Raw genomic sequence first — 18,583 nt, forward strand, 5'->3', positions numbered from 1 at the left:
TCACCGGTTACCGTAGCGTGAGGTAAGGCTTGAAGGTGCTTTTTTCGAATTACGCCTTGGGGGCGGGGGTGGCCACCGATCTCGTCAACACCTCAGCCGCGGTACGCGTCAGCACGGGCGAGGCCCTCCACGACCCGGCCGCTCTGGCGCGGTTCCTCGACGAACACGGCCTCCACCTCGGCGCCGGGTTCCGGGGCGGCCGGCCGACCGACGAGGACCTCACCCAGGTGCACGCCCTGCGCCGGGAGACCCGCGCCCTGCTGGAGGCCGCCACCGAGGACGAGGTCGCCGACGGCGCGAACCGGCTCGTCCGGCGGGCGGCCACCGGCCCGGCCCTGCTCCGGGACGCCGACGGCCGCTGGCAGTGGCACATCACCACCATGCCCCGCTCCTCCGTCGCCGACGAACTCGCCGTCGTCGTGGGCGCCGGGCTGCTCGGGGTCCTGCACACCCTCAGCCACGACCGCTTCCGGCACTGCGCCTCGCCGGTGTGCGGCGGCATGTTCGTCGACACCAGCAAGGCCGGGCGCCGCCGTTACTGCATGCCCGGCCTGTGCGGCAACCGCCTCAACGTCGCCAACCACCGCGCCCGTCAGCAGCGGAGCGGCGAGGCACCGGCCGCCGGACGCCGGACGCGCGACCACTGAAGCCCTCCGCCGGACGAACGAAGGCCGTCGCACGGTCAAGCCCGTCCGTGTGCGGCCATGACGCCGCTCCGCTTCACGGGCAACAGGCAGCAGGCACTCGGGCGATTCCGCAGAAGGTACGCGCTGGGGCGACCCACATGTCGAAGGAGTGAGGACATTGACCAACCGGCAGTTGAAAGAGACCTTCCGCAGCACGTCCGGTACGGTCCGGTGGGACCGGCAGGGACCGGAGAACGGGAAGCCCGTCGTACTGCTGCACGGCACGCCCTTCTCCTCGTTCATCTGGCGGGAAACCGCACAAGCGCTCGCACAGCAGCACCAGGTGTTCGTCTGGGACATGCCGGGATACGGCTCCTCCGAGAAGCGCCAGGGGCAGGACGTCTCCCTGGCCGCACAGGGGGAGGTCTTCGCCCAACTGCTGGAGCACTGGCAGCTGTCCGACCCCGCCGTGATCGCGCATGACTTCGGCGGCGCCGTCGCCCTGAGGGCCCACCTGTTGCACAATGCCGCCTACCGCGGACTGGCCCTCGTCGACCCCGTCGCTCTGGCGCCGTGGGGCTCGCCGTTCTTCCGCCTGGCGGGACAGAACGCCGAAACGTTCGAGCAGCTTCCACTCCCGCTGCACCGGGCGCTGGTACGCGCATACATCAGCTCGGCAAGTTTTCAGGGACTGCGTCCCGGGGCGGCCGAACAACTGGTCGCACCCTGGTCGGACGAGAACGGCCGAGCCGCCTTCTACCGGCAGATCGCGCAGGCCGATCAGCGGCACACGGACGAAATCCAGGAGCTGTACCCGCGGATCAGCCTTCCGGTCATGGTGTGCTGGGGTGCGGAGGACACCTGGATTCCCATGGCCAAAGGTCATGAACTGGCTGCCGCCATTCCCGGAGCGCGGCTCACCGTGATCCCGGACGCCGGACATCTCGTACCCCTGGACGCCCCCGCCGTGCTGGCCTCCGCTCTGCTGACCTTCCTCCGCACTCTCCCGTAACGCGTGTTTCTAGCCGCGAAATCCGCGGCGCGTGCTCCGTGACCCCCGGGCGCGGTTCCTGCGCGGGGACGAGGACCACGCGGTCATCGCCCGTGTTCCGCGGGTGAGCGTGCCCCCGCAGCATCCTGCGCCGCAGCGACCTCGCGGTCCGCACCGAACGCACCGTGTGGGCCGCACACCGCACCTGACCCAAACACGTCAGCGGCAGCCGGCCGGCACAGCCGATGCCCAGCCGGTACGGATTCCGGCGTTCCCCCAGGAGAACGTGCTCGGGAATCCCACCGAGCGCAAGTCCGCGCAGCCATCCGTTCGCGACCACCGTCGCCGGGGCCCGACTCGCCCCCGACAACAGATGCTGTGGCCTGCGACCACCGTCTGAGTCTTCTGTCGTCGCGCACCGATGATCACCAGTGGCCGCGCCCGTTCCGCAACCGGCTCCGACCAGCAAGATCATGACCTGCAGCTGAGTACCGCGCCCAAGATGACGTACGGGGCGTCGAAGGGGACAAGCCGGTTCCTGCCCCGGTGAGGCCGATGCCTGCTGAAGTGACGGGCACGGTCGTGCCGAAAGGGTGCCCCGCATCCGTGCGTTCGCACGAGCGCGGGGCACCCCTGTCGATCCGGTGGAAGGGTCCGGGGGGTCAGTTCCCCTCGCTCTCGAAGGTGCACAGCAAATCAGCGGCGACGCTCACGGCGATGGTCGCGGGTTCCTTGCCGGTGATGTCGGCCAGCCCGATCGGGGTCTTGATCCGGTCGATGGCGGCCTCGTCGTGGCCGCCCTCGGTGGCGAGGCGTTTGCGGAATCGCACCCACTTGGCCGCCGACCCGATCAGTCCGATGGAGCCGAGATGCGTGGTGCGCAAGGCGGCGTCGCACAGCGCGGCGTCCTCGGCGTGGTCATGGGTCATGATCAGGACGTGGGTGCCGGGCGGCAACTCCTCCAGCACCTCCTCGGGCAGCAGCGGCGTGTGGTGCGTGTGCACCTGCGCCACCGCGTCTGCCAGCACGCCGAGCCGCTCCTCGGTGAGGAGGTCGGAGCGGGTGTCGATCAGATGGAGGTCGAGGTCCTGGCGTGCCAGGATGCGCGCCAGCTCCAGCCCGACGTGTCCGACGCCGAAGATCGCCACCGCCCGTACCACCGGCAGCGGTTCGAGCAGCACCGAGACCGTGCCGCCGCAGCACTGCACGCCGTGCTGGTTGGTCACTTTGTCGTTCAGGGCGAAATCCATCAGCTCCGGCTCGGGCGTGGACGCGGCGATCATCTCCCGGGCCCGGTCGATCGAGACGGCCTCGACATTGCCGCCACCGATCGAGCCCCACGTCCCGGTCCGTCCCACCACGAGTTTCGCGCCGGCGTCGCGCGGGGCATGGCCGCGCACGGTCGCGACGGTCACCAGCACGCCGGGCTCCCGGCGTGCCCGCAACCGTGCGACCGCGGCGACCCATGTCATGTCAGGCACCGCTCAATGCTTCGGCGTCGGTACGGAGCGTGCCGTCGGCGAGCCCGTTTCCGGCGTGGCCGACGGTGGCGAGCCCGTCGCCGGCTTCACCGCCCCGGGAGGCATCGCCCCGGCGAGCCGCCTGGATCGCCCAGTACACCGCCTCCGGCGTCGCGGGCGAGGCCAGCTCGACGCCGACGCCGCTCGGCCCGAACGCGGCGGCGGCCTGCCGCAACGCTTCTCGCACCGAGAACGCCAGCATCAGCGGAGGCTCGCCCACCGCCTTGGACCCGTACACCGCGCCCTCCTCGGCGGCGTTCTCGAGCAGCGTGACGTTGAACTCCTCGGGCATCTCCGAGAAGCTCGGCAGCTTGTAGGTGCTCGCCGCCTGGGTCAGCAGCCGGCCGCGGTTTGGGCCGTCGCCGGTGTCCCAGCGCAGGTCCTCGAGCGTCAGCCAGCCCGCGCCCTGCACGAAACCGCCCTCCACCTGGCCGATGTCGATCATCGGGGACAGGCTGTCGCCGACATCGTGCACGATGTCCACGCGCCGGATGCGGTACGCACCGGTGAAGCCGTCCACCTCCACCTCGGTCGCCGCGGCGCCGTGGGCGAAGTACTTGAACGGCGTGCCCCGGAACGACTTCGCGTCCCAGTGCAGCCCCTCGGTCCGGTAGAAACCGGACGCCGACAGCTGGACCCGCTGGAAGTACGCGGTGCGCACCAGGTCGTCCCAGACCAGCTCCCTGTCGCTGCCCAGGGCCCGCGCGACGCCCTCGACGATGCGCACGTCCGACGCGTTCGAACCCAGCTGGGAGGCGGCCACCCGCAGCAGCCGATCGCGCAACTGCTCACAGGCGTTCTTGATCGCCCCACCGTTGAGGTCCGTCCCGGCGCTGGCGGCGGTGGCGGAGGTGTTGGGCACCTTGTCGGTACGCGTCGGGGCGAGGCGCACCTTGTGCAGTGGGATGCCCAGCGTGGTCGCGGCCACCTGCATCATCTTGGTGTGCAGGCCCTGGCCCATCTCGGTGCCGCCGTGGTTGATCAGGACCGACCCGTCCTTGTAGATCAGCACCAGCGCGCCGCCCTGGTTGAAGGCGGTGAGGTTGAACGAGATGCCGAACTTGATGCCGGTGATCGCGAGGGCCCGCTTGGTGTGCGGGTGCGCGGCGTTGAAGGCGGCGATCTCGCGCTTGCGGTCGGCGATGCCGCCGTTCTCCTTGACCTTCTGCCAGACGGTGGAGATCCGCTCGGCCTGGGTGACCGGCTGACCGTACGGCGTCGTCTGCCCCTGGCCCGGCCGGTAGAAGTTGCGCTCCCGCAGCTCCATGGGATCCAGGCCGAGCCGCGGCGCGCAGCGGCCCAGGATGTCCTCGATCACCAGCATGCCCTGCGGTCCGCCGAAGCCGCGGAAGGCGGTGTTGGAGACCGTGTTGGTCTTGGCGATGCGACCGGCGACGCGCGCGTTGGGGATCCAGTAGGTGTTGTCGATGTGGCACAGTGCGCGGGCGAGGACCGGCTCGGACAGGTCCAGGCTCCAACCGCCGTCCGCGACCAAGGTGGCGTCGAGGGCCTGGATGCGGCCGTCGGCGTCGAAGCCGATCTTCCACGTGGCATGGAACCCGTGCCGCTTGCCGGACATGGTCAGGTCCTGGGTCCGGTTGAGCCGGAACCGGACCGGCCGACCGGTCAGCTTGGCGCCGAGCGCGGCGACGGCCGCGAACCCGTGCGGCTGCATCTCCTTGCCGCCGAAGCCGCCGCCCATCCGCAGGCACTGCACGGTCACCTCGTGGGCGGGCACACCGAGCACGTGCGAGACGATCTCCTGCGTCTCCGAGGGGTGCTGGGTGCTGCTCTGGATGAACAGCTGCTCGTTCTCGTCGACCAGGGCCAGCGCCGCGTGCGTCTCGAGGTAGAAGTGTTCCTGCCCTGCGAACTGGAACTCGCCGGTGATCACGTGCGCGGAGTCGGCGAAGCCCGCGTCGGTGTCGCCGTGCACCATCAGGGGCTGGGCGCCGTGATAGCTGCCCGCCGCGATCGCCTCCTGCAGCGTGACGACGGAGGGCAGTTCGTCGAGTTCGACCTCGACGGCCGCCGCACCGAGCCGGGCCGCCTCCAGGGTCTCGCCGAGCACCCAGGCGACCGCGTGGCCGTGGAACATGACCTCGTCGGGGAACAGCGGTTCGTCGTGCTTCATGCCGGCGTCGTTGACCCCGGGCACGTCGGCGCCGGTCAGCACGCGGACCACACCCGGCACGGCGAGCGCGGGCTCGGTGCGCAACGCGGTGATCCTGCCGCGGGCCTTCATCACCTGGACCGGGTACGCGTGCAGCACGTCCTTGGTGCGCTGGACCAGGTCGTCGGTGTAGAGCGCGGTGCCGGTGACGTGCTGGAAGGCACTCTCGTGCGGCATCGAGAGGCCGACGACGGGCTTTTCGGGACGCTCGGACAGATGACTCATGACGACACCGCCTCGGGGGTCTGTGCGTGCAGCTTCAGCAGGCTCTGGCCGAGCATCGCGGAACGGTAGAGGGAGCTGGCGCGGTGATCGTCCATCGGCGTGCCCTCACCCCGCAGTACCCGGGCCGCGGCCTCGACGGTCTCCGCCGACCACGGCTGGCCCTCCAGGGCCGCCTCGGTGGCGAGGGCGCGGATCGGGGTGGCGGCCACGCCGCCCAGGCCGATGCGTGCCTTGCGGACGGTCCCGTCCTCGATGTCGAGCGCGAAAGCGACCGCCACGCTGGAGATGTCGTCGAAGCGCCGCTTGGCGATCTTGTGGAAGGCCGTGACCGGCGACAGCGGCAGCGGGACGCGCACCGCGCGGATCAGCTCACCGGGACGGCGCACGCTCTGCCGGTAACCGGTGAAGTACTCCGCCAGCGGGACCTCGCGCTCACCGTCGGCGTCGGCGAGCACCAGCGACGCCTCCAGCGCGAGCAGCGCCGGCGGGCTGTCACCGATGGGCGAGCCGGTACCCAGGTTGCCGCCGAGGGTCGCCCCGTTGCGGATGAGCCGGGATGCGAACTGCGGGAACAGCTCTGCCAGCAGCGGGACGCGGCCGTCGAGACGACGTTCGATCTCGGTGAGCGTCAGCGCCGCCCCGATCTCGATGGAGTCGGATTCGACGCGCAGCTCGCGCAGCTCGGGCAGCCGGTCGACGGCGACCACGCAATCCGCCCGGCGGGAACGGATGTTGACCTCGACCCCCCAGTCGGTGGAGCCGGCGACCACCACCGCGTCGGGCCGCTCGCGCAGCAACTCCAGCGTTTCGGCCAGGGTGTTCTTCCGCAGGAACGCGCTGTCGTCCTGGGTGTACTCGGTGGCGACCGGTGCGGGCGGGGACTGCTCGCGACGCCGCGCCAGCGGGTCCTCGTCGGTGGGTGTACCGACGGCGAACGCGGCATCGCGGATCGGACGGTAGCCGGTGCAGCGGCACAGGTTTCCGCTCAGCGCGTGCAGATCGAACCCGTTCGGGCCGTGCTCGGCGTCGGTGCTGTCGCCCGAGTCCGCGCCGCCGGACGGGTCCGCGTGCGCGCAGCGGTCGGGCCGGTAGTACTCGGCCGCCATGCTGCAGACGAATCCCGGTGTGCAGTAACCGCACTGGGAGCCGCCGCGGACCGCCATCTCCTCCTGCACCGGGTGCAGGGAGGGCCGGGTGCCGGGTTCGCCGACGGTGGCGAGCCCTTCGGAGGTGATGATCTCCTGACCGTCGAGCGCCGCGACCGGGACCAGGCAGGCGTTGACCGCCACCCAGTCGGTGGGCTTGTTCACCCCGGGACGGGCCACCAGGACCGAACAGGCGCCGCATTCACCCTCGGCGCAGCCCTCCTTGGTGCCGGTGAGACCACGCTCGCGCAGGAAATCCAGTGTTGTGGTGTGGGGCGCAGCCGGTGAGATCGGTGCTTCTTTCCCATTGACCTTGATCCGCGCCGCTACCATGACAGGCCTTCGTTCCGGTGCGTGACGGGTCGATTCATCATGTTCGCCAATTTCGGGCAGCTTTCTGTGCTCAAACGCGCCACGTGAGAGAAGCGGGCGCAAAACGGCATGCGACAGCGACGTGTCGGAAGATGGTGACGGGAAACCCGGAATGTGCCACAGACGGGCACATCAGAACGGCGTGGTCAGCAGCCGTGCGCGATTTGACCCGGAGCCCAGACCGTGCACTGGGCGAGGCGACCGAGATCAGAGTTGGTGTACATCCGCTGGTCGCCTCCTTTCGGTAGTCATGGGTCGGCGTCTACCGCAAAGTAGTGGCTGGGGTCACGGAGGTCAAGAGGTGAGGGCCGGTCGCCGACCGATCAGGGGGCGGGTACGCGGAGTTGGCTTGTTCCGGACGGGCTGCGGGAGGTCGCGGGACCGCTGATCCCGCCGTCGGGAGTGCGGCCACAGGGCGGGGTGGCGCAGGAGGGGGGACGCAGGAGGAGAGGCGCAGGAGGGGGACGCGGACACGCCTGATGAGACGTTGTCCGCGGCGATCGTCCGCGTTCTGGTCGGTGGATGCGCCCGGCGGGCTCTGCCGCCGTGCTCCGGGATCTCGAAGTCGACGGCCCACCGCAGGTAATGATCTGGTCCAGAGCCGGTGTGCGGGGCGGGCCGTACGAGGAGATCCTGTACCGCCGGGCCGGCGCCAGTCGGCTCGACCTCTCCCGTGCACTCCTGGACTCCGCCCAGGTCGGGGCTGGAAAAGGGGCGAACTCACCGGCCCGAGCCCCGTGGACCGGGGCGGGCCGGGTTCCGAGACGCGCGTCCTGAACGAGACCCGCCTCTCACCGCAGCCCTCCGCCGCCGCACACGACTCCTCGAATCCACCACACAGGGCACAAGCCTCAGGGGTGGTCGTCAAAGCGCCACGCCTCCATCAGCAGTGATGCGCGGGCGGCGGCTGCCCGGCCGTCGTCCAACGGAAGGACCTTCGCAGTGGGCGCTGTAGGAACTGGGCGTCGCGCACCAGCTCCGGCACCGGATCGGCTCGCACTCCTTGCGGTTTCGGCCAGAGCCGCGATCCGCCCGCCCGGTACGAGCCACAGCGGGGATCCGTCGGCAGCCCCGCTGTGGCTCTGGGGGCGCGCTCAGCCACCCACGGCTGACGCCACCGAGTCCCGCAGGATGCCGAGCCCCTCGGCCAGTTCTTCGTCCGTCGAGGTCAGGGACGGCATGAGCTTCACCACCTCGTCGCAGGAACCCGACGTCTCCACCAGGAGCCCGCGGGCGAATGCCGCGTCAGCGACCCGCCTGGCCAGGTGCGGCTCCCGGAAGTCCAGACCCCACACCAGACCACGGCCACGCGACGCCGCTACGTGCTCCGCGTGCCGGTCTGCGAGCTCACCCAGCCTCTCCTCGAACAGGACGCTCCGTTCTTCGGTCTGCTTCTCCAGGGTGCTGTCCGCCCAGAACTCCCGCAGGGCAGCGGCTGCCGTCACGAATGCCGGGTTGTTACCGCGGAACGTGCCGTTGTGCTCGCCCGGTTGCCATACGTCCAACTCGGTGCGGAAGAGCGTGAGGGACATCGGAAGGCCGTATCCGCTGATGGACTTGGACAGGCAGACGATGTCCGGAGTGATCCCGGCGGCCTCGAAGCTGAAGAAGGGCCCCGTGCGGCCGCAGCCCATCTGAATGTCGTCGATGATCAAGAGGATGTCCCGGCGGCTGCACAGCTCCGCGAGGTCGGCGAGCCAGATCGCGCCGGCCGGGTTGACGCCGCCCTCACCCTGCACGGTCTCCACGATGACGGCTGCGGGGAGATCCACGCCGCTGCTGCTGTCGGCGAGCATGCTGTCCAGCAGCTTCAGCCCCGACACCTGGCCCCCGGAGAAGCCGTCGTAGGGGATGCGCAGGGTGTGTCCGAGCGGAATGCCGGCACCCGCGCGCTTGGCGGCGTTCCCCGTGACGGCCAGTGAACCCAGCGACATGCCGTGGAAGGCACCGGTGAAGGCGACGATCGTCTGACGCCCGGTCACCTTGCGCGCCAGTTTGAGCGCGGCCTCCACGCTGTTGGTACCGGTGGGACCGGGGAACTGTACCCGGTAGTCCAGTCCGCGAGGGCCGAGCACCCGCGCCGCGAACTCGGTGAGGAAGTCCTCCTTGGCGACGGTCAGCATGTCCAGGCTGTGGGCAACCCCGTCCTGCTCGAGGTAGGAGAGCAGCGCCCGCTTGAGCGCGGGGTGGTTGTGGCCGTAGTTCAGGGCGCTGGCACCGGCGAAGAAGTCCAGATAGGCGCGGCCGTCACGATCGAACATGCGGCTGCCGCGCGCCCGGTCGAACACCACTGGCCAGTTCCTGCAGTAACTGCGGACTTCGGATTCGATTGTGGGGGCAATCATGATCTCTCCTCGGAGATGGACCTGGAAAAGGAAGCCGTAGTGAACGGAGAAGGCGCCCAGGGGTGCCCATCGCCGTCGTGGGTGACGGCGGCGCGGGGCGGGGGGATCAGGGCGTACGGGCAGGGTGTGGTGATCAGCAGCACGGCCGCGCACAGCAGCCAGGTGAACCGGTGGTCCGGACCGAAGGCGAAGACGCCGGGCGGAGCGGCCCCGCTCGTGTCTGCCGCGGCCACCGGCGCCGGCAGCATCTCGCCCGGTGTCCGGACCGGCACACCGCACAAGAGCGCGCCCCCGCTGATACCGAGCACGTTCACGGCGTAGCCTCCGCAGACGCACGCGGCGCCATGCCGGCGGTGGTACGCCGCTGCCGTCGGCCGGCGGCCCTGGTCATCGGTGCCTTGAAGAAGGTGACGACAAGCGCGTTCAGCGTGGGCAGCCACCGGCGGAGCTGACCGTTCTCGCCGGAGTGGGGCATGCTCAGGGCGAAAGCGCCGGTCTGCCGCCCTTGCTTCCCGCGCGGTCCGCCCGGCTCGCCGGCCTCAGCCCCGCCCCGCCTCTCGGCCGAGGAGGCCGGAAGGGCCGACGGGGACGGTGTGACCGAGGCCGTGGCCGCCGCCGCACCGTTGCCGACGACCGTCTGCGCCACCGGCCCGGAAGCCTGGACCCCCATGCCGAGCACGGCGGCCACCAGCCCGGGGGCAGCCGGTCCACGGGCGGCCGACGCCGCGTACGCGCAGGTCGCGGTGGAGCCGGCGCTCGGCCGGAGAGCGCCGCGCAGGCTGACCCTGCGGGCCACCCGGCCGGAGAACCCGGCTCCCGCCGTGCCGGTCGCCGCGGTGCGCGCCGAGGCGGTGGTGATCTCGCGGGACCGGTGCCCGTGGCCGGCCAGGACGACGGTGTGGAAGAGGCTGACGACGGTGCGGAAGAGGCTGAGGAATCCTCCCCTTCCAGTGACGGAAACACCCGGGGCCACGATGGCGGTGGGGCGGATGAGGCCGGCCGAACGACGGCGGAGGAACGTGGCCATCACTCATCCACCGAACAGGAAAGGCACGGCGAGGACCGCCATGCCCACGAGCACGAGCAGTACCGAGGCTCCGGCGCACCGCAGTAGCGGCCCGCCGCAGCGCACGGCGGCGGCGGCTGCCAGCGCGTAGCCGACCAGCGCGGCCGCGGCCGGTCCCAGCAGCAGGAGGGGGACGGCGCCGTCCAGCGTCCCCGCCCAGGCGAAGGCGCAGCACGCGATGCCGACGGCCGTGACGACGGCCTTGCCGGGGCCTCGTTCGGAGGGGCTCCGTTCGCCGGGGCGCAGCCGTACGGCGATCCGGGCGGCGGTGCGCACATTGGTGAAGACGTAGGAGGTCAGCACGGCGACCGTCGCCCCGGCGAGCACCCAGCGCAGCGGTGCGGAAACCGGGTCCTGGGCTGCCGGTGTCCCGGCGGCCAGACGGTGGACCGTGGCCAGCCCCAGGTAGACGGCGGCCACCGCGGCCACTCCCAGGGCCACGCCCGCGGCGGTGCGCCTCGGCCCGGCGGCGGCGACGGGGACCACGGCGGTGACCGCTTCCCATCCGACACCGGCGAAGAACAGCGCCGCGAGGGCCAGCCACTGGGCACCTTCGGGAGAGAGTCCCGACGGTGCGAGCGGCGTGTGCGAACCGACCGCAAGCGCGGCTGGCCAGCCCCATGCGGCGCAGGCCAGCGCCACGGCCCCGGCGACCCAAAGACGCAGCCGGAGCACAGCGGCCGGAAGCGAAAGCGGACTGAGCGCCGCGAGCACGGCCACCGCGAGAATGACGAGGGCGAGAAGGAGACCGTCCGCCCCCGGACGCGGCAGAGAACCGTCGGCGGCCGTCAGCAGACAGGTCGCGGCGAACCATGCGATCGCCGCCTGCCCGGCGGTGAAGGCGATGGCGAAGACGCCGTCCACCGCCCGCTCCGCCCACGTGCCCAGCAGGGTCCCGACGGCACCCGCCAACGAGGTCGGCCGCACCCTCGCGCGGACCAGCATGGCCAGCATGAGGCTGACCGATCCGCCGAGCAGGATGTGGGCCGACCAGACGAGGAGGCTGCGCCCGCCGGTCAAGGCCGCGACGACGGAAGGCATGACCAGCATCCCGGCGCCGAGGACACCGCTGGAGACGTGTGCGGCGATCTCCAGCTCCGGCCTTCGCGCCGCCCGGCCGCCCGTATCCGTTCCCGGTCCGCGCGGCGCGACCGCCGCGCCGGGGACAGAGGTGCCTGCCGGCTCCATTACGGAAGACGCTTCCGGAGGCCCTCTGCGATGACGTTGGCTCTGAGCGACAGAAGGCTGAACGAGCCGGCGTCACCGATTCCGTGGGAGGACTCGCACAAGCCGTTGAGGAAGAGCGCGGGCATGCCGGCGTCCAGCGGCTGCACTTCGTAGTCCGGGCCGACGGCCAGGTACCCGTGGCTGTCGAAGACGAAGTCGTCGGCGATGTCACGCATGAGAGCGGGGACGCGGTCCTGGTGGGCAGCCGGGCCGAGATCACGGAATCCGGTGGCCAGGACGACGAAGTCGGCCCGGTGCTCCTCGGTCTCCCCGGTGTTCAGCTCCTCGACACCGAGGTGGACGCCGTCCTCTCGGACTTCGAGGCCCTGCACCTGGCGGCTGCCGCTGACGAACACCTTCTGGTCGCCGTCCAGGCGCTGCTCGTAGATGAGCCGGTACAACTCGTGAAGCACATCTCCGTCGGCCGACGAGTAGTTCGTCGGGCGCATGTACGCGTCGAGGACGTGCTTGCGCTCGCGGGAGGCGCGGTAGTAGTAGTCGGTGAAGCCGGGGAAGTACCCCTCCTCGCTGAACGGGCTGGTGTCCTTCTGGCGGAGCGTCAGGGAGCGTACGAGGGTGGTCACGCGGGCGCGGGGATAGCGCCGCGCGAGGTCGAGCGTGAGTTCGACCGCGCTCTGGCTGCCACCGATGACCGTCACCGCGCGCGGCGACCGGTCGCCTTCTCCGGCGACGCCCAGCTCCTCCAGCTCCTGCAGAGCCGGCAGGTAGCGCGTCAGGTGGAAGACGCGCGGGGAGTCCACCGCGTCGAACGGTTCCGGGATGAAGGGGGTACGCCCGGTGCCGATCACGAGAGCGCGCGCCTGGAGGGTGTCTCCGGCGGAGGTGGTGACGGTGTAGAGCGGACGGCCCTCGGCATCGCGGTCGACGGTGACGCCGGTGACGTGCACGCCGTAGTCGACCAAGTGGCTGAAGTGGCCGGCGGCCCAGGAGACGTACTGCGCGTACTCCTTGCGCAGCGGGAACTCCACCGGGAGGTTGAGGTGATCGAGCAGCCGCCCGTTCTCGAAGAGGTAGTTGATGAAGCTGTAGCGACTGCGCGGATTGCGCAGCGACACGAGGTCGCGCACGGGGTGGTTCTGGATGTCCGACCCGGGGAGCATCATGGCGCTCTGCCAGGACGGGCCCGGTCTGGCTTCCAGGAAGCGCACGTCGAGGTCGTGGCCCTCTTCCTCGAAGGCGATGGCCAGGGCCAGGTTGGCCGGGCCGAAGCCTATGCCCAGCACATCGTGGCAGTGGGTCACTGTTCCCCCTTGGTGGGAAGCGGATACGAGTAGTGGATCCAAGTCGAGGGCGCCCCGGGTTCCGGGGCCTCGCGCAGGAAGCGGTCGTACAGTGCCTGCGCCGATCGGTTGTCGGGCGCGGTCTCCCAGGTGAGCTGGGAGAAACCGCGGTCGCCGGCCTCGCGTGCGGCGGCGCGCAGCAGCGCCGTTCCGACGCCGGCTTCCCGGCCGCCCCGGTGGCCGGGACGGACGTACAGGTCGTTGAGGAGGGCCACGGTGGTGGCCCTGGTGGAGACGCGCGCCCAGTAGAGGGTGGTGAAGCCGATCACGTGCGGCCCCTGGCGGGCGGCCAGTTGGAGTCCGTGGGGGTTGTCCCCCAGCAGCTCGCCGAAGAACCGCCGGTTTCCGGAGTCGTCGGGCTCTTGGCCGTAGAACCTCTGGTACTCGGCGATGAGCGGCAGGGTCGCCTCGAAATTGGACGCGTCCACGCGCTCGATGAGGAAGCGTGGAGCGGTTGCGTCCGGCATGGAGCACCTCGTTGCTGTGGTGAGAGGGAGTCGATAGCAGGTGGGGGTGTCGCCGAGCGGGCGGCTGTCAGGCGGCTTCGCAGAAGGCGTCGGCCACGCACGCCTCCGCGATGCGGCGGCCGGCCTCCGGTGCCGTCTTGACACCGCCGCCGTTCCAGCCCCGTACCGACCACACGTGCGGCACGCCGGTGCCTTCCAGCAGGCCGGCCGCCGGCCCGCCGCCCCCGGGCGGGCCGTACGCGTCCGTGGCGCGGACCGTGCTGAGGTGCGCCGCTGTCGTGAGCCACGGGAAATGGGCGGTGAGCGCGGAAACGGTGGCCTGTGCGTGCGCGGGGTCCGGCTGCGCGTCGAAGGGCGCGTCCCACACGAGGTGCGGCATGCCGATCAGCGTCCGGTCCGTGCCGACCGGCTTGGCGTACAGCCCGGTGCGCAGGTCGACGAAGGTCGCGTGGGGCGGCGCAGGAGGACGGCGCTCGACGATGCTCACCTGGATCGATCGCGATCGGACCGGCGAAGCCGGCCGCAACCCGCGCACCGGGTCGGCCGCCCAGGGCCCGACTGCCGCGACCACGGCCCCGGCACTGATCACGCCCGCGTCCGTGAGCACCGCCGGGCGTCCGCCGCGTTCCTCCACTTCGAGCACGCGAACTCCGTGGCGGACGACGGCGCCGTCGGCGCGTGCCTGTACCAGCCAGTCCGCGGTGACCTCCGCCGGCGCCACCCAGCCCGCTTCCGGCTCGACGAGGGCGACGCCGCCGGCCAGGCGTACCCCCGCCGCCTCCTCACGCTCTGCCACCACGTGCGCCGAGGTACGCAGCGCGCCGTTGATCTGCCCGGCGGCCTCCCGGAAAGCGGACTCCTGGGCACGGTCGGCCGCGGTCACGGCGCCGACGGCGTGCAGTGGAGCCTGCCCCGACGCCCAGCGCCCGGCGTCCCGGTAGGCGGCCAGGCTCGGCAGCGCCAGTTCCGCGATCGCCGTGTCGGGGTCGAAAGCACGCACCATGCCGCCGGAGCGGCCGGTGGCCCCGGCACCCGACCGCGGCGACTGTTCGATCACGACGACGGACACACCCCGGCGTGCCAGGTGGTGCGCGACGGAGGCACCGGTGATCCCGGCGCCCACCACCACGACGTCCGCACGGGCGGGCAGGTCCCCACCGGAAGAGGACGCTGTCGTGCCGGCCTGGCTCACGATCGTCCGTCCGCGGAGGAGACGGCGGCCGTCGCCAGGCCGGGAGCGGCCGACACGCACCGGGTGCCGGAGGGCAGGAAGGACCAGTCGGCCTCGCGGACCGGCTGCGCGGGCAGGCCCAGCCAGTCCCAGACCCGCTGGGACAGCTCGGGGACGACCGGCCAGGCCAGCGCGGCGAACACCTTGGCCGCCAGGTACTCCAGGGCCAGGCTCGTGCGCGCCTCCTCCGCCAGTGACGGGACCTGGCGCAGCGCCTCCTCCGTCGCCCGGAACTCGGCGGAGCGTGCCACGAAGGACTCCAGCAGGCGGACGTATCCACGCGCGCTGAACGACTCCGGGAGCAGCAGACCGTCGAGCTGCCGGGTGGCCAGGTTGAGGTACCGGTAGAACTCGCGGTGCGCGTCCGTCCAGGCACCGGTGCCCGGCACCTGGCCGCCGGACCGCTCGGTCAGGGCCGCGAAGCCGGCCAGCCACTCCTGGGCGTCGAGATACAGCGGGTCCCGCGCGAGTTGGCCGGCGCGCTCCTGGGTGATCCGCGTGACGCGTCCTTCCGGGGCGTTGCGCAGCAGGGCCAGGCGTACGGCGTCCGGGCCCGCCGCGGCGAGGGCGTCGTCGGCCCAGACCGCGTGGCCCCGGCTGGTGGAGAACTTCTCGCCCTCCAGGTGCAGGAACTGGTTGGTGACGAACGCGGTGGGCAGGTGCTCGGTGAGTTCGGCCGCGAAGGCCAGGATCGGCAGGAGGACCGCGTAGTAGAAGCTGTTGTCGTAGCCGAGGAAGAGCGTGATCCTCGCCGGGCCTCCCTGCTCGGACTCGGCTCGGGCAGCGTCCAGGAAGGTCAGCGCGAGGTCCGCCCAGGCGTCGACGGTCTGGCCGTCCCCCACGGCGACGCCCCACTCGCTGCTCCGGGCGAGCCGGTACGGGGGCAGCCCCTCGTCCAGCAGCCTCTCCACCAGGGCCTGCAGGTCGGGCGAGGTGTAGGAGTCCCGCAGGTAGTCCCGCAGCTGCTCGGCGTAGGCGTTGAGGTCCAGCCACAGAGCCCGCTCCGGGCGGGTGACGGCCGGGGTGCCGCAGATCCGGCACTGCGGGCCGGTGAGCTCCCGGGCTTCGTTGGGCCGGCCGCATGCCTCGCAGATCTCCCCGTCGCTGGCCGCGCCGCAGTGCCCGCAGGCCCCGCGCGCGAAGGCCTGGTGCAGCGAGAGGTCGCACGTCGGGCAGTAAGCCGTCTCGCGCTCCTCCTCCGTGACGGCGGAGGAGGCGGCCACCCGGGCGAACAGCTCCCGGATCCGGTCGGCGTGCTCAGGGTCCCCGGCGGGGCGGGTGAGCCGGTCGCAGCCGATGCCGGCCGCGCGCAGGGTCGCCAGGATGGCGTCGCCTTCGGCCGTGGCCACGTCGGCCGGACCCGTACCGCGCAGTCGCGCGGCGGCGGCGACATACGACTGGTGGTCGTCGGTGCCGGTGACGTACCGGGCGTCGCGGCCCATGCTGCGCAGCGCGCGCACCAGCATGTCGGCCCGGACGTACGGACCCGCGAGGTGGCCCAGGTGCAAGCCGCCGTTGGGCGTGGGCGGGGGGCAGAAGACCAGCGTCCGCTCGGGGAACCCGTCGCGCGGAGGGGCTTGTTCGAGGACCTTGACGGCGCTCGGGATGTGTTCCCAGTAGATCGAGACGATGTCGAACGCCTCGTCGGACTCGTTGCGGATCTCGTGGTAGCCGAAGGGCGACAGGTAGACGACCTCGCCGGGGCCCAGCTCGCGCTCTTCGTCCCCGAGCACTACGGAGGCCCTGCCGGCCAGGACGATGAACATCTCGCCGTCCTGGTGGGCGTGGCGCTTCGAGACGGTGTGCGCGGGGACGCTGCCGAAGACGGACCCGAACGGCAGTCCCTCGATGTCGGTGGCGGACAGCATGGGTTGGAGGTGCATCTCATAGGACCAGCTCATCGCCGACCTGTCGAAGGCACGCGTGATCACAGAAAATCCCTGGGTGGTGTGGAGTGGATGAGGTGGATCAGCGCGCCGGCGATGCGGACCGCGGGCGCGTTGGGCAAGCGGACGGCCTGTCCGGACGGTCGAGAGGGGCCGTGCGGCCTTCGAGGCCGGCTCCTGCGGCGACACGGTGGGCGAAGCGCGTCAGGTACTCGGCGGGTGGGCGGCGGGGCTCGGTGCCCACCCGGGCCGGCGGCGGCGCTTCGATCACCACCGGTCCGCGCGAGGTGAGTTCGGTCCCCGCACGCGTCATGCCGTGCGGGAAGCCGAGCGCCTCAGGGACGCGGACCGGGAGGACGGTCAGGCATCGGCCCCTCGCCGCTCGGCCATGCCGCGCAGCCGGGTCGGGGTGCCGTCGGCGGCGAAGGGCCGGCGGAAGCTGAACGACTCGGGAGTCGGGCCGTGGTCGTGCAGGTGCTCCAGCCGATGGCAGGCGTCCGACCAGGTGGGGATGGTGTCGTCGGAGACCCACCACATCGCGTAGGAGGGCCACTCGGGCTTGAGGAACCACTCGTGCCGCTTGCGCAACGTGCTGCGGTGCAGACCTGTGTAGACGAAGGAGAAGGCGGACTCCAGATCGTTCCACAGCGACAGGGTGGAAGCACGGCTGTCGGTCTCGTTGGTCCGGCCGCCCGTGTAGAAGCGCGGTACGTCGAACTTGCCCCAGTCGCCCCAGTCCCGCTCGAAGTTGGTGAGATGACTCTGGTCGGGGCTCTCCTTCGCCCGGGCTATGAATCCCGGACTGCGTTCCGCCTCTTCGAACGTGGGCGGCGTCAGGTCGTCGAACTCCTGAACCTCGGGATTCCCGTACGGCTTCTTCAGGATGGCGAAAGTCGTGAACGCGACGCGCGACATCAGTCTCTGTCCTCCCCTTGTGTGTACCCTGCCGGGTTTCGGCCCCGAAGGTCGCTCTTCACCGTCACAGCGTCCGGCGGTTCATGAACTCACCTCGGCTTTTTCGGTGAGTCGGGCCTCAGCGGCCGGCGGAGTTCTGCGGGTGCGCTGGATGGCCAGCAGCACGCCGCCGATGAGCAGTGCGATTCCGGCCAGCTCCAGCGGCGGTGGCATACGGCCGTCCCACGTGAAGACATAGAGCAGTCCGGCGATCACCTGGATGACGACGAGCTGCCCCGCGATGGAAATCGGCACCAGTCCCGAGGAGCGGTTCCACAGCACTGTCCCGACCCATGAGACGAGCAGGCCGAGCACCAGACTGCCGATGACCAGAGGAAGGAGCGAACCCGTTCCTTCGATGTGTACTCCGCCGGACACTGCGGCGATCGGCAAGGCGACCAGTGAGAGCGCCAGCGTGCACACGCCCATGAGCGTGGACCAGGCGGACGACGAGATCTCCGGGTGCCTTCTGAGGAAACTGGCATTGGAGACCGCGTACCACGTCCACAGGCCGAGCGCCGTCAGCGCCGAAGCGATGCCGATCACCCAAGTCGTTCCCGAGTGGCCGCCGAGGGCGGTTCCCCAGTCGACTTCCACGAGGTTGACCAGGACCAGACCGACCGTGATGAATCCGAGAGGAATCAGCAGGCGCGAGAACGGAAACTCCTTGCGGACCCAGTTGCCCGTCAGCGCGACGGTCACAGGGAGCGTTCCGATGATCGCGGTGGTGATGGGAGCCCCGGTGTGCCTGATCCCCTGCACCAGGAAGAAGTAGTAGCCCAGGTGGCCGGCGAAGGCGAACGCCAGGGCCGTGAACCATACGCGCCGGCCCAAGCCGCGCATCCCGGCGCCGCGTGTGAAGAGCACGATGCCGAGCGACACCAGTCCGAAGACGAGGTACCGTCCCAGCGCGAGTGCGACAGCGTCCGCGTCGGGGAGCAGTACCGGCATCAGAAACGCCAGCCCCCAGATCAGGTTGGCGCTGACGCCGCACAGCACCCCGATGAGAAGTGACGGAGCTTGTTTCATACGAATATCACTGTTTCTTGACTCT

The 18,583-nt window shown here is 70.9% G+C and carries 15 protein-coding genes and 1 pseudogene; 3 read left to right on the forward strand and 13 right to left on the reverse strand.

What is annotated here, in order from left to right:
* The first annotated feature begins 35 nt into the window (after positions 1 to 35).
* Together ABD374_RS09695 and ABD374_RS09700 are read left to right on the forward strand one after the other, a co-directional pair.
* Complete coding sequence (locus ABD374_RS09695; RefSeq protein WP_344493510.1) at positions 36 to 647, forward strand: CGNR zinc finger domain-containing protein; 612 nt, start codon at positions 36 to 38, stop codon at positions 645 to 647.
* A 157-nt stretch (positions 648 to 804) separates the two neighbouring features.
* The gene (locus ABD374_RS09700) at positions 805 to 1,638 is read left to right on the forward strand and encodes an alpha/beta fold hydrolase (RefSeq protein WP_344493512.1); all 834 of its coding nucleotides are present in this window, start codon (positions 805 to 807) and stop codon (positions 1,636 to 1,638) included.
* A gap of 641 nt (positions 1,639 to 2,279) precedes the next feature.
* Here ABD374_RS09700 and xdhC read toward each other — a convergent pair.
* Genes xdhC through ABD374_RS09715 form a run of 3 tightly spaced genes read right to left on the reverse strand, consistent with a single transcriptional unit; the run spans position 2,280 to position 7,013 of the window.
* A complete protein-coding gene (xdhC, locus tag ABD374_RS09705) occupies positions 2,280 to 3,089 on the reverse strand; it encodes a xanthine dehydrogenase accessory protein XdhC (RefSeq protein WP_344493934.1) in 810 nt (269 codons plus the stop codon).
* Position 3,090: 1 nt separating this feature from the next.
* Complete coding sequence (gene xdhB / locus ABD374_RS09710; RefSeq protein ID WP_344493514.1) at positions 3,091 to 5,535, reverse strand: xanthine dehydrogenase molybdopterin binding subunit; 2,445 nt, start codon at positions 5,533 to 5,535, stop codon at positions 3,091 to 3,093.
* Positions 5,532 to 7,013: a xanthine dehydrogenase small subunit gene (locus tag ABD374_RS09715; RefSeq protein WP_344493516.1), complete on the reverse strand. Its 1,482-nt coding sequence runs from the start codon at positions 7,011 to 7,013 to the stop codon at positions 5,532 to 5,534. Before ABD374_RS09715 ends, xdhB begins: the two co-directional genes overlap by 4 nt.
* Before the next feature lie 318 nt (positions 7,014 to 7,331).
* On the opposite strand from ABD374_RS09715, the pseudogene ABD374_RS09720 reads away from it, so the two are divergent.
* Positions 7,332 to 7,936, forward strand: a pseudogene (locus ABD374_RS09720) (transposase); the annotation flags it as partial.
* Positions 7,937 to 8,146: 210 nt separating this feature from the next.
* Here ABD374_RS09720 and ectB read toward each other — a convergent pair.
* From ectB to ABD374_RS09770, 10 genes are all read right to left on the reverse strand, one after another.
* A complete protein-coding gene (gene ectB / locus ABD374_RS09725) occupies positions 8,147 to 9,397 on the reverse strand; it encodes a diaminobutyrate--2-oxoglutarate transaminase (protein WP_344493518.1) in 1,251 nt (416 codons plus the stop codon).
* On the reverse strand, positions 9,394 to 9,711 hold the full coding sequence (locus ABD374_RS09730; protein WP_344493520.1) for a hypothetical protein: 318 nt from the start codon (positions 9,709 to 9,711) through the stop codon (positions 9,394 to 9,396). Before ABD374_RS09730 ends, ectB begins: the two co-directional genes overlap by 4 nt.
* Positions 9,708 to 10,424 carry a hypothetical protein gene (locus ABD374_RS09735; RefSeq protein WP_344493522.1) on the reverse strand — a complete coding sequence of 239 codons (717 nt, stop codon included), beginning with the start codon at positions 10,422 to 10,424 and terminating at the stop codon, positions 9,708 to 9,710. Before ABD374_RS09735 ends, ABD374_RS09730 begins: the two co-directional genes overlap by 4 nt.
* Positions 10,425 to 10,427: 3 nt before the next feature.
* Complete coding sequence (locus tag ABD374_RS09740; protein ID WP_344493524.1) at positions 10,428 to 11,651, reverse strand: amino acid:polyamine antiporter; 1,224 nt, start codon at positions 11,649 to 11,651, stop codon at positions 10,428 to 10,430.
* Positions 11,651 to 12,952, reverse strand: a complete 1,302-nt coding sequence (locus ABD374_RS09745; RefSeq protein ID WP_344493526.1) for a lysine N(6)-hydroxylase/L-ornithine N(5)-oxygenase family protein — start codon at positions 12,950 to 12,952, stop codon at positions 11,651 to 11,653. Before ABD374_RS09745 ends, ABD374_RS09740 begins: the two co-directional genes overlap by 1 nt.
* Positions 12,949 to 13,458: a GNAT family N-acetyltransferase gene (locus tag ABD374_RS09750; RefSeq protein ID WP_344493528.1), complete on the reverse strand. Its 510-nt coding sequence runs from the start codon at positions 13,456 to 13,458 to the stop codon at positions 12,949 to 12,951. The genes ABD374_RS09745 and ABD374_RS09750 overlap by 4 nt, the downstream gene beginning before the upstream one ends.
* A 67-nt stretch (positions 13,459 to 13,525) precedes the next feature.
* A complete protein-coding gene (locus tag ABD374_RS09755; protein WP_344493530.1) occupies positions 13,526 to 14,650 on the reverse strand; it encodes an NAD(P)/FAD-dependent oxidoreductase in 1,125 nt (374 codons plus the stop codon).
* On the reverse strand, positions 14,647 to 16,620 hold the full coding sequence (locus ABD374_RS09760) for a class I tRNA ligase family protein (protein WP_344493532.1): 1,974 nt from the start codon (positions 16,618 to 16,620) through the stop codon (positions 14,647 to 14,649). Before ABD374_RS09760 ends, ABD374_RS09755 begins: the two co-directional genes overlap by 4 nt.
* Positions 16,621 to 16,935: 315 nt before the next feature.
* The gene (locus ABD374_RS09765) at positions 16,936 to 17,490 is read right to left on the reverse strand and encodes a DUF3291 domain-containing protein (protein ID WP_344493533.1); all 555 of its coding nucleotides are present in this window, start codon (positions 17,488 to 17,490) and stop codon (positions 16,936 to 16,938) included.
* Positions 17,491 to 17,571: 81 nt separating this feature from the next.
* Positions 17,572 to 18,558 (reverse strand): DMT family transporter, encoded by a 987-nt coding sequence (locus tag ABD374_RS09770; protein ID WP_344493535.1) that lies wholly within the window; start codon positions 18,556 to 18,558, stop codon positions 17,572 to 17,574.
* Positions 18,559 to 18,583 lie beyond the last annotated feature (25 nt).

It is taken from the genome of Streptomyces enissocaesilis, assembly GCF_039533765.1.
GTDB classification, from domain to species: Bacteria; Actinomycetota; Actinomycetes; order Streptomycetales; family Streptomycetaceae; genus Streptomyces; species Streptomyces enissocaesilis.

Excerpts from the sequence above, each read along its gene's own strand:
- ABD374_RS09735 (WP_344493522.1), bottom strand. The coding sequence starts at position 10,424 with ATGGCCACGTTCCTCCGCCGTCGTTCGGCCGGCCTCATCCGCCCCACC.
- ABD374_RS09740 (WP_344493524.1), bottom strand. The coding sequence starts at position 11,651 with ATGGAGCCGGCAGGCACCTCTGTCCCCGGCGCGGCGGTCGCGCCGCGC.
- ectB (WP_344493518.1), bottom strand. The coding sequence starts at position 9,397 with ATGATTGCCCCCACAATCGAATCCGAAGTCCGCAGTTACTGCAGGAAC.
- ABD374_RS09750 (WP_344493528.1), bottom strand. The coding sequence starts at position 13,458 with ATGCCGGACGCAACCGCTCCACGCTTCCTCATCGAGCGCGTGGACGCG.
- ABD374_RS09770 (WP_344493535.1), bottom strand. The coding sequence starts at position 18,558 with ATGAAACAAGCTCCGTCACTTCTCATCGGGGTGCTGTGCGGCGTCAGC.
- ABD374_RS09715 (WP_344493516.1), bottom strand. The coding sequence starts at position 7,013 with ATGGTAGCGGCGCGGATCAAGGTCAATGGGAAAGAAGCACCGATCTCA.
- ABD374_RS09765 (WP_344493533.1), bottom strand. The coding sequence starts at position 17,490 with ATGTCGCGCGTCGCGTTCACGACTTTCGCCATCCTGAAGAAGCCGTAC.
- xdhB (WP_344493514.1), bottom strand. The coding sequence starts at position 5,535 with ATGAGTCATCTGTCCGAGCGTCCCGAAAAGCCCGTCGTCGGCCTCTCG.
- xdhC (WP_344493934.1), bottom strand. The coding sequence starts at position 3,089 with ATGACATGGGTCGCCGCGGTCGCACGGTTGCGGGCACGCCGGGAGCCC.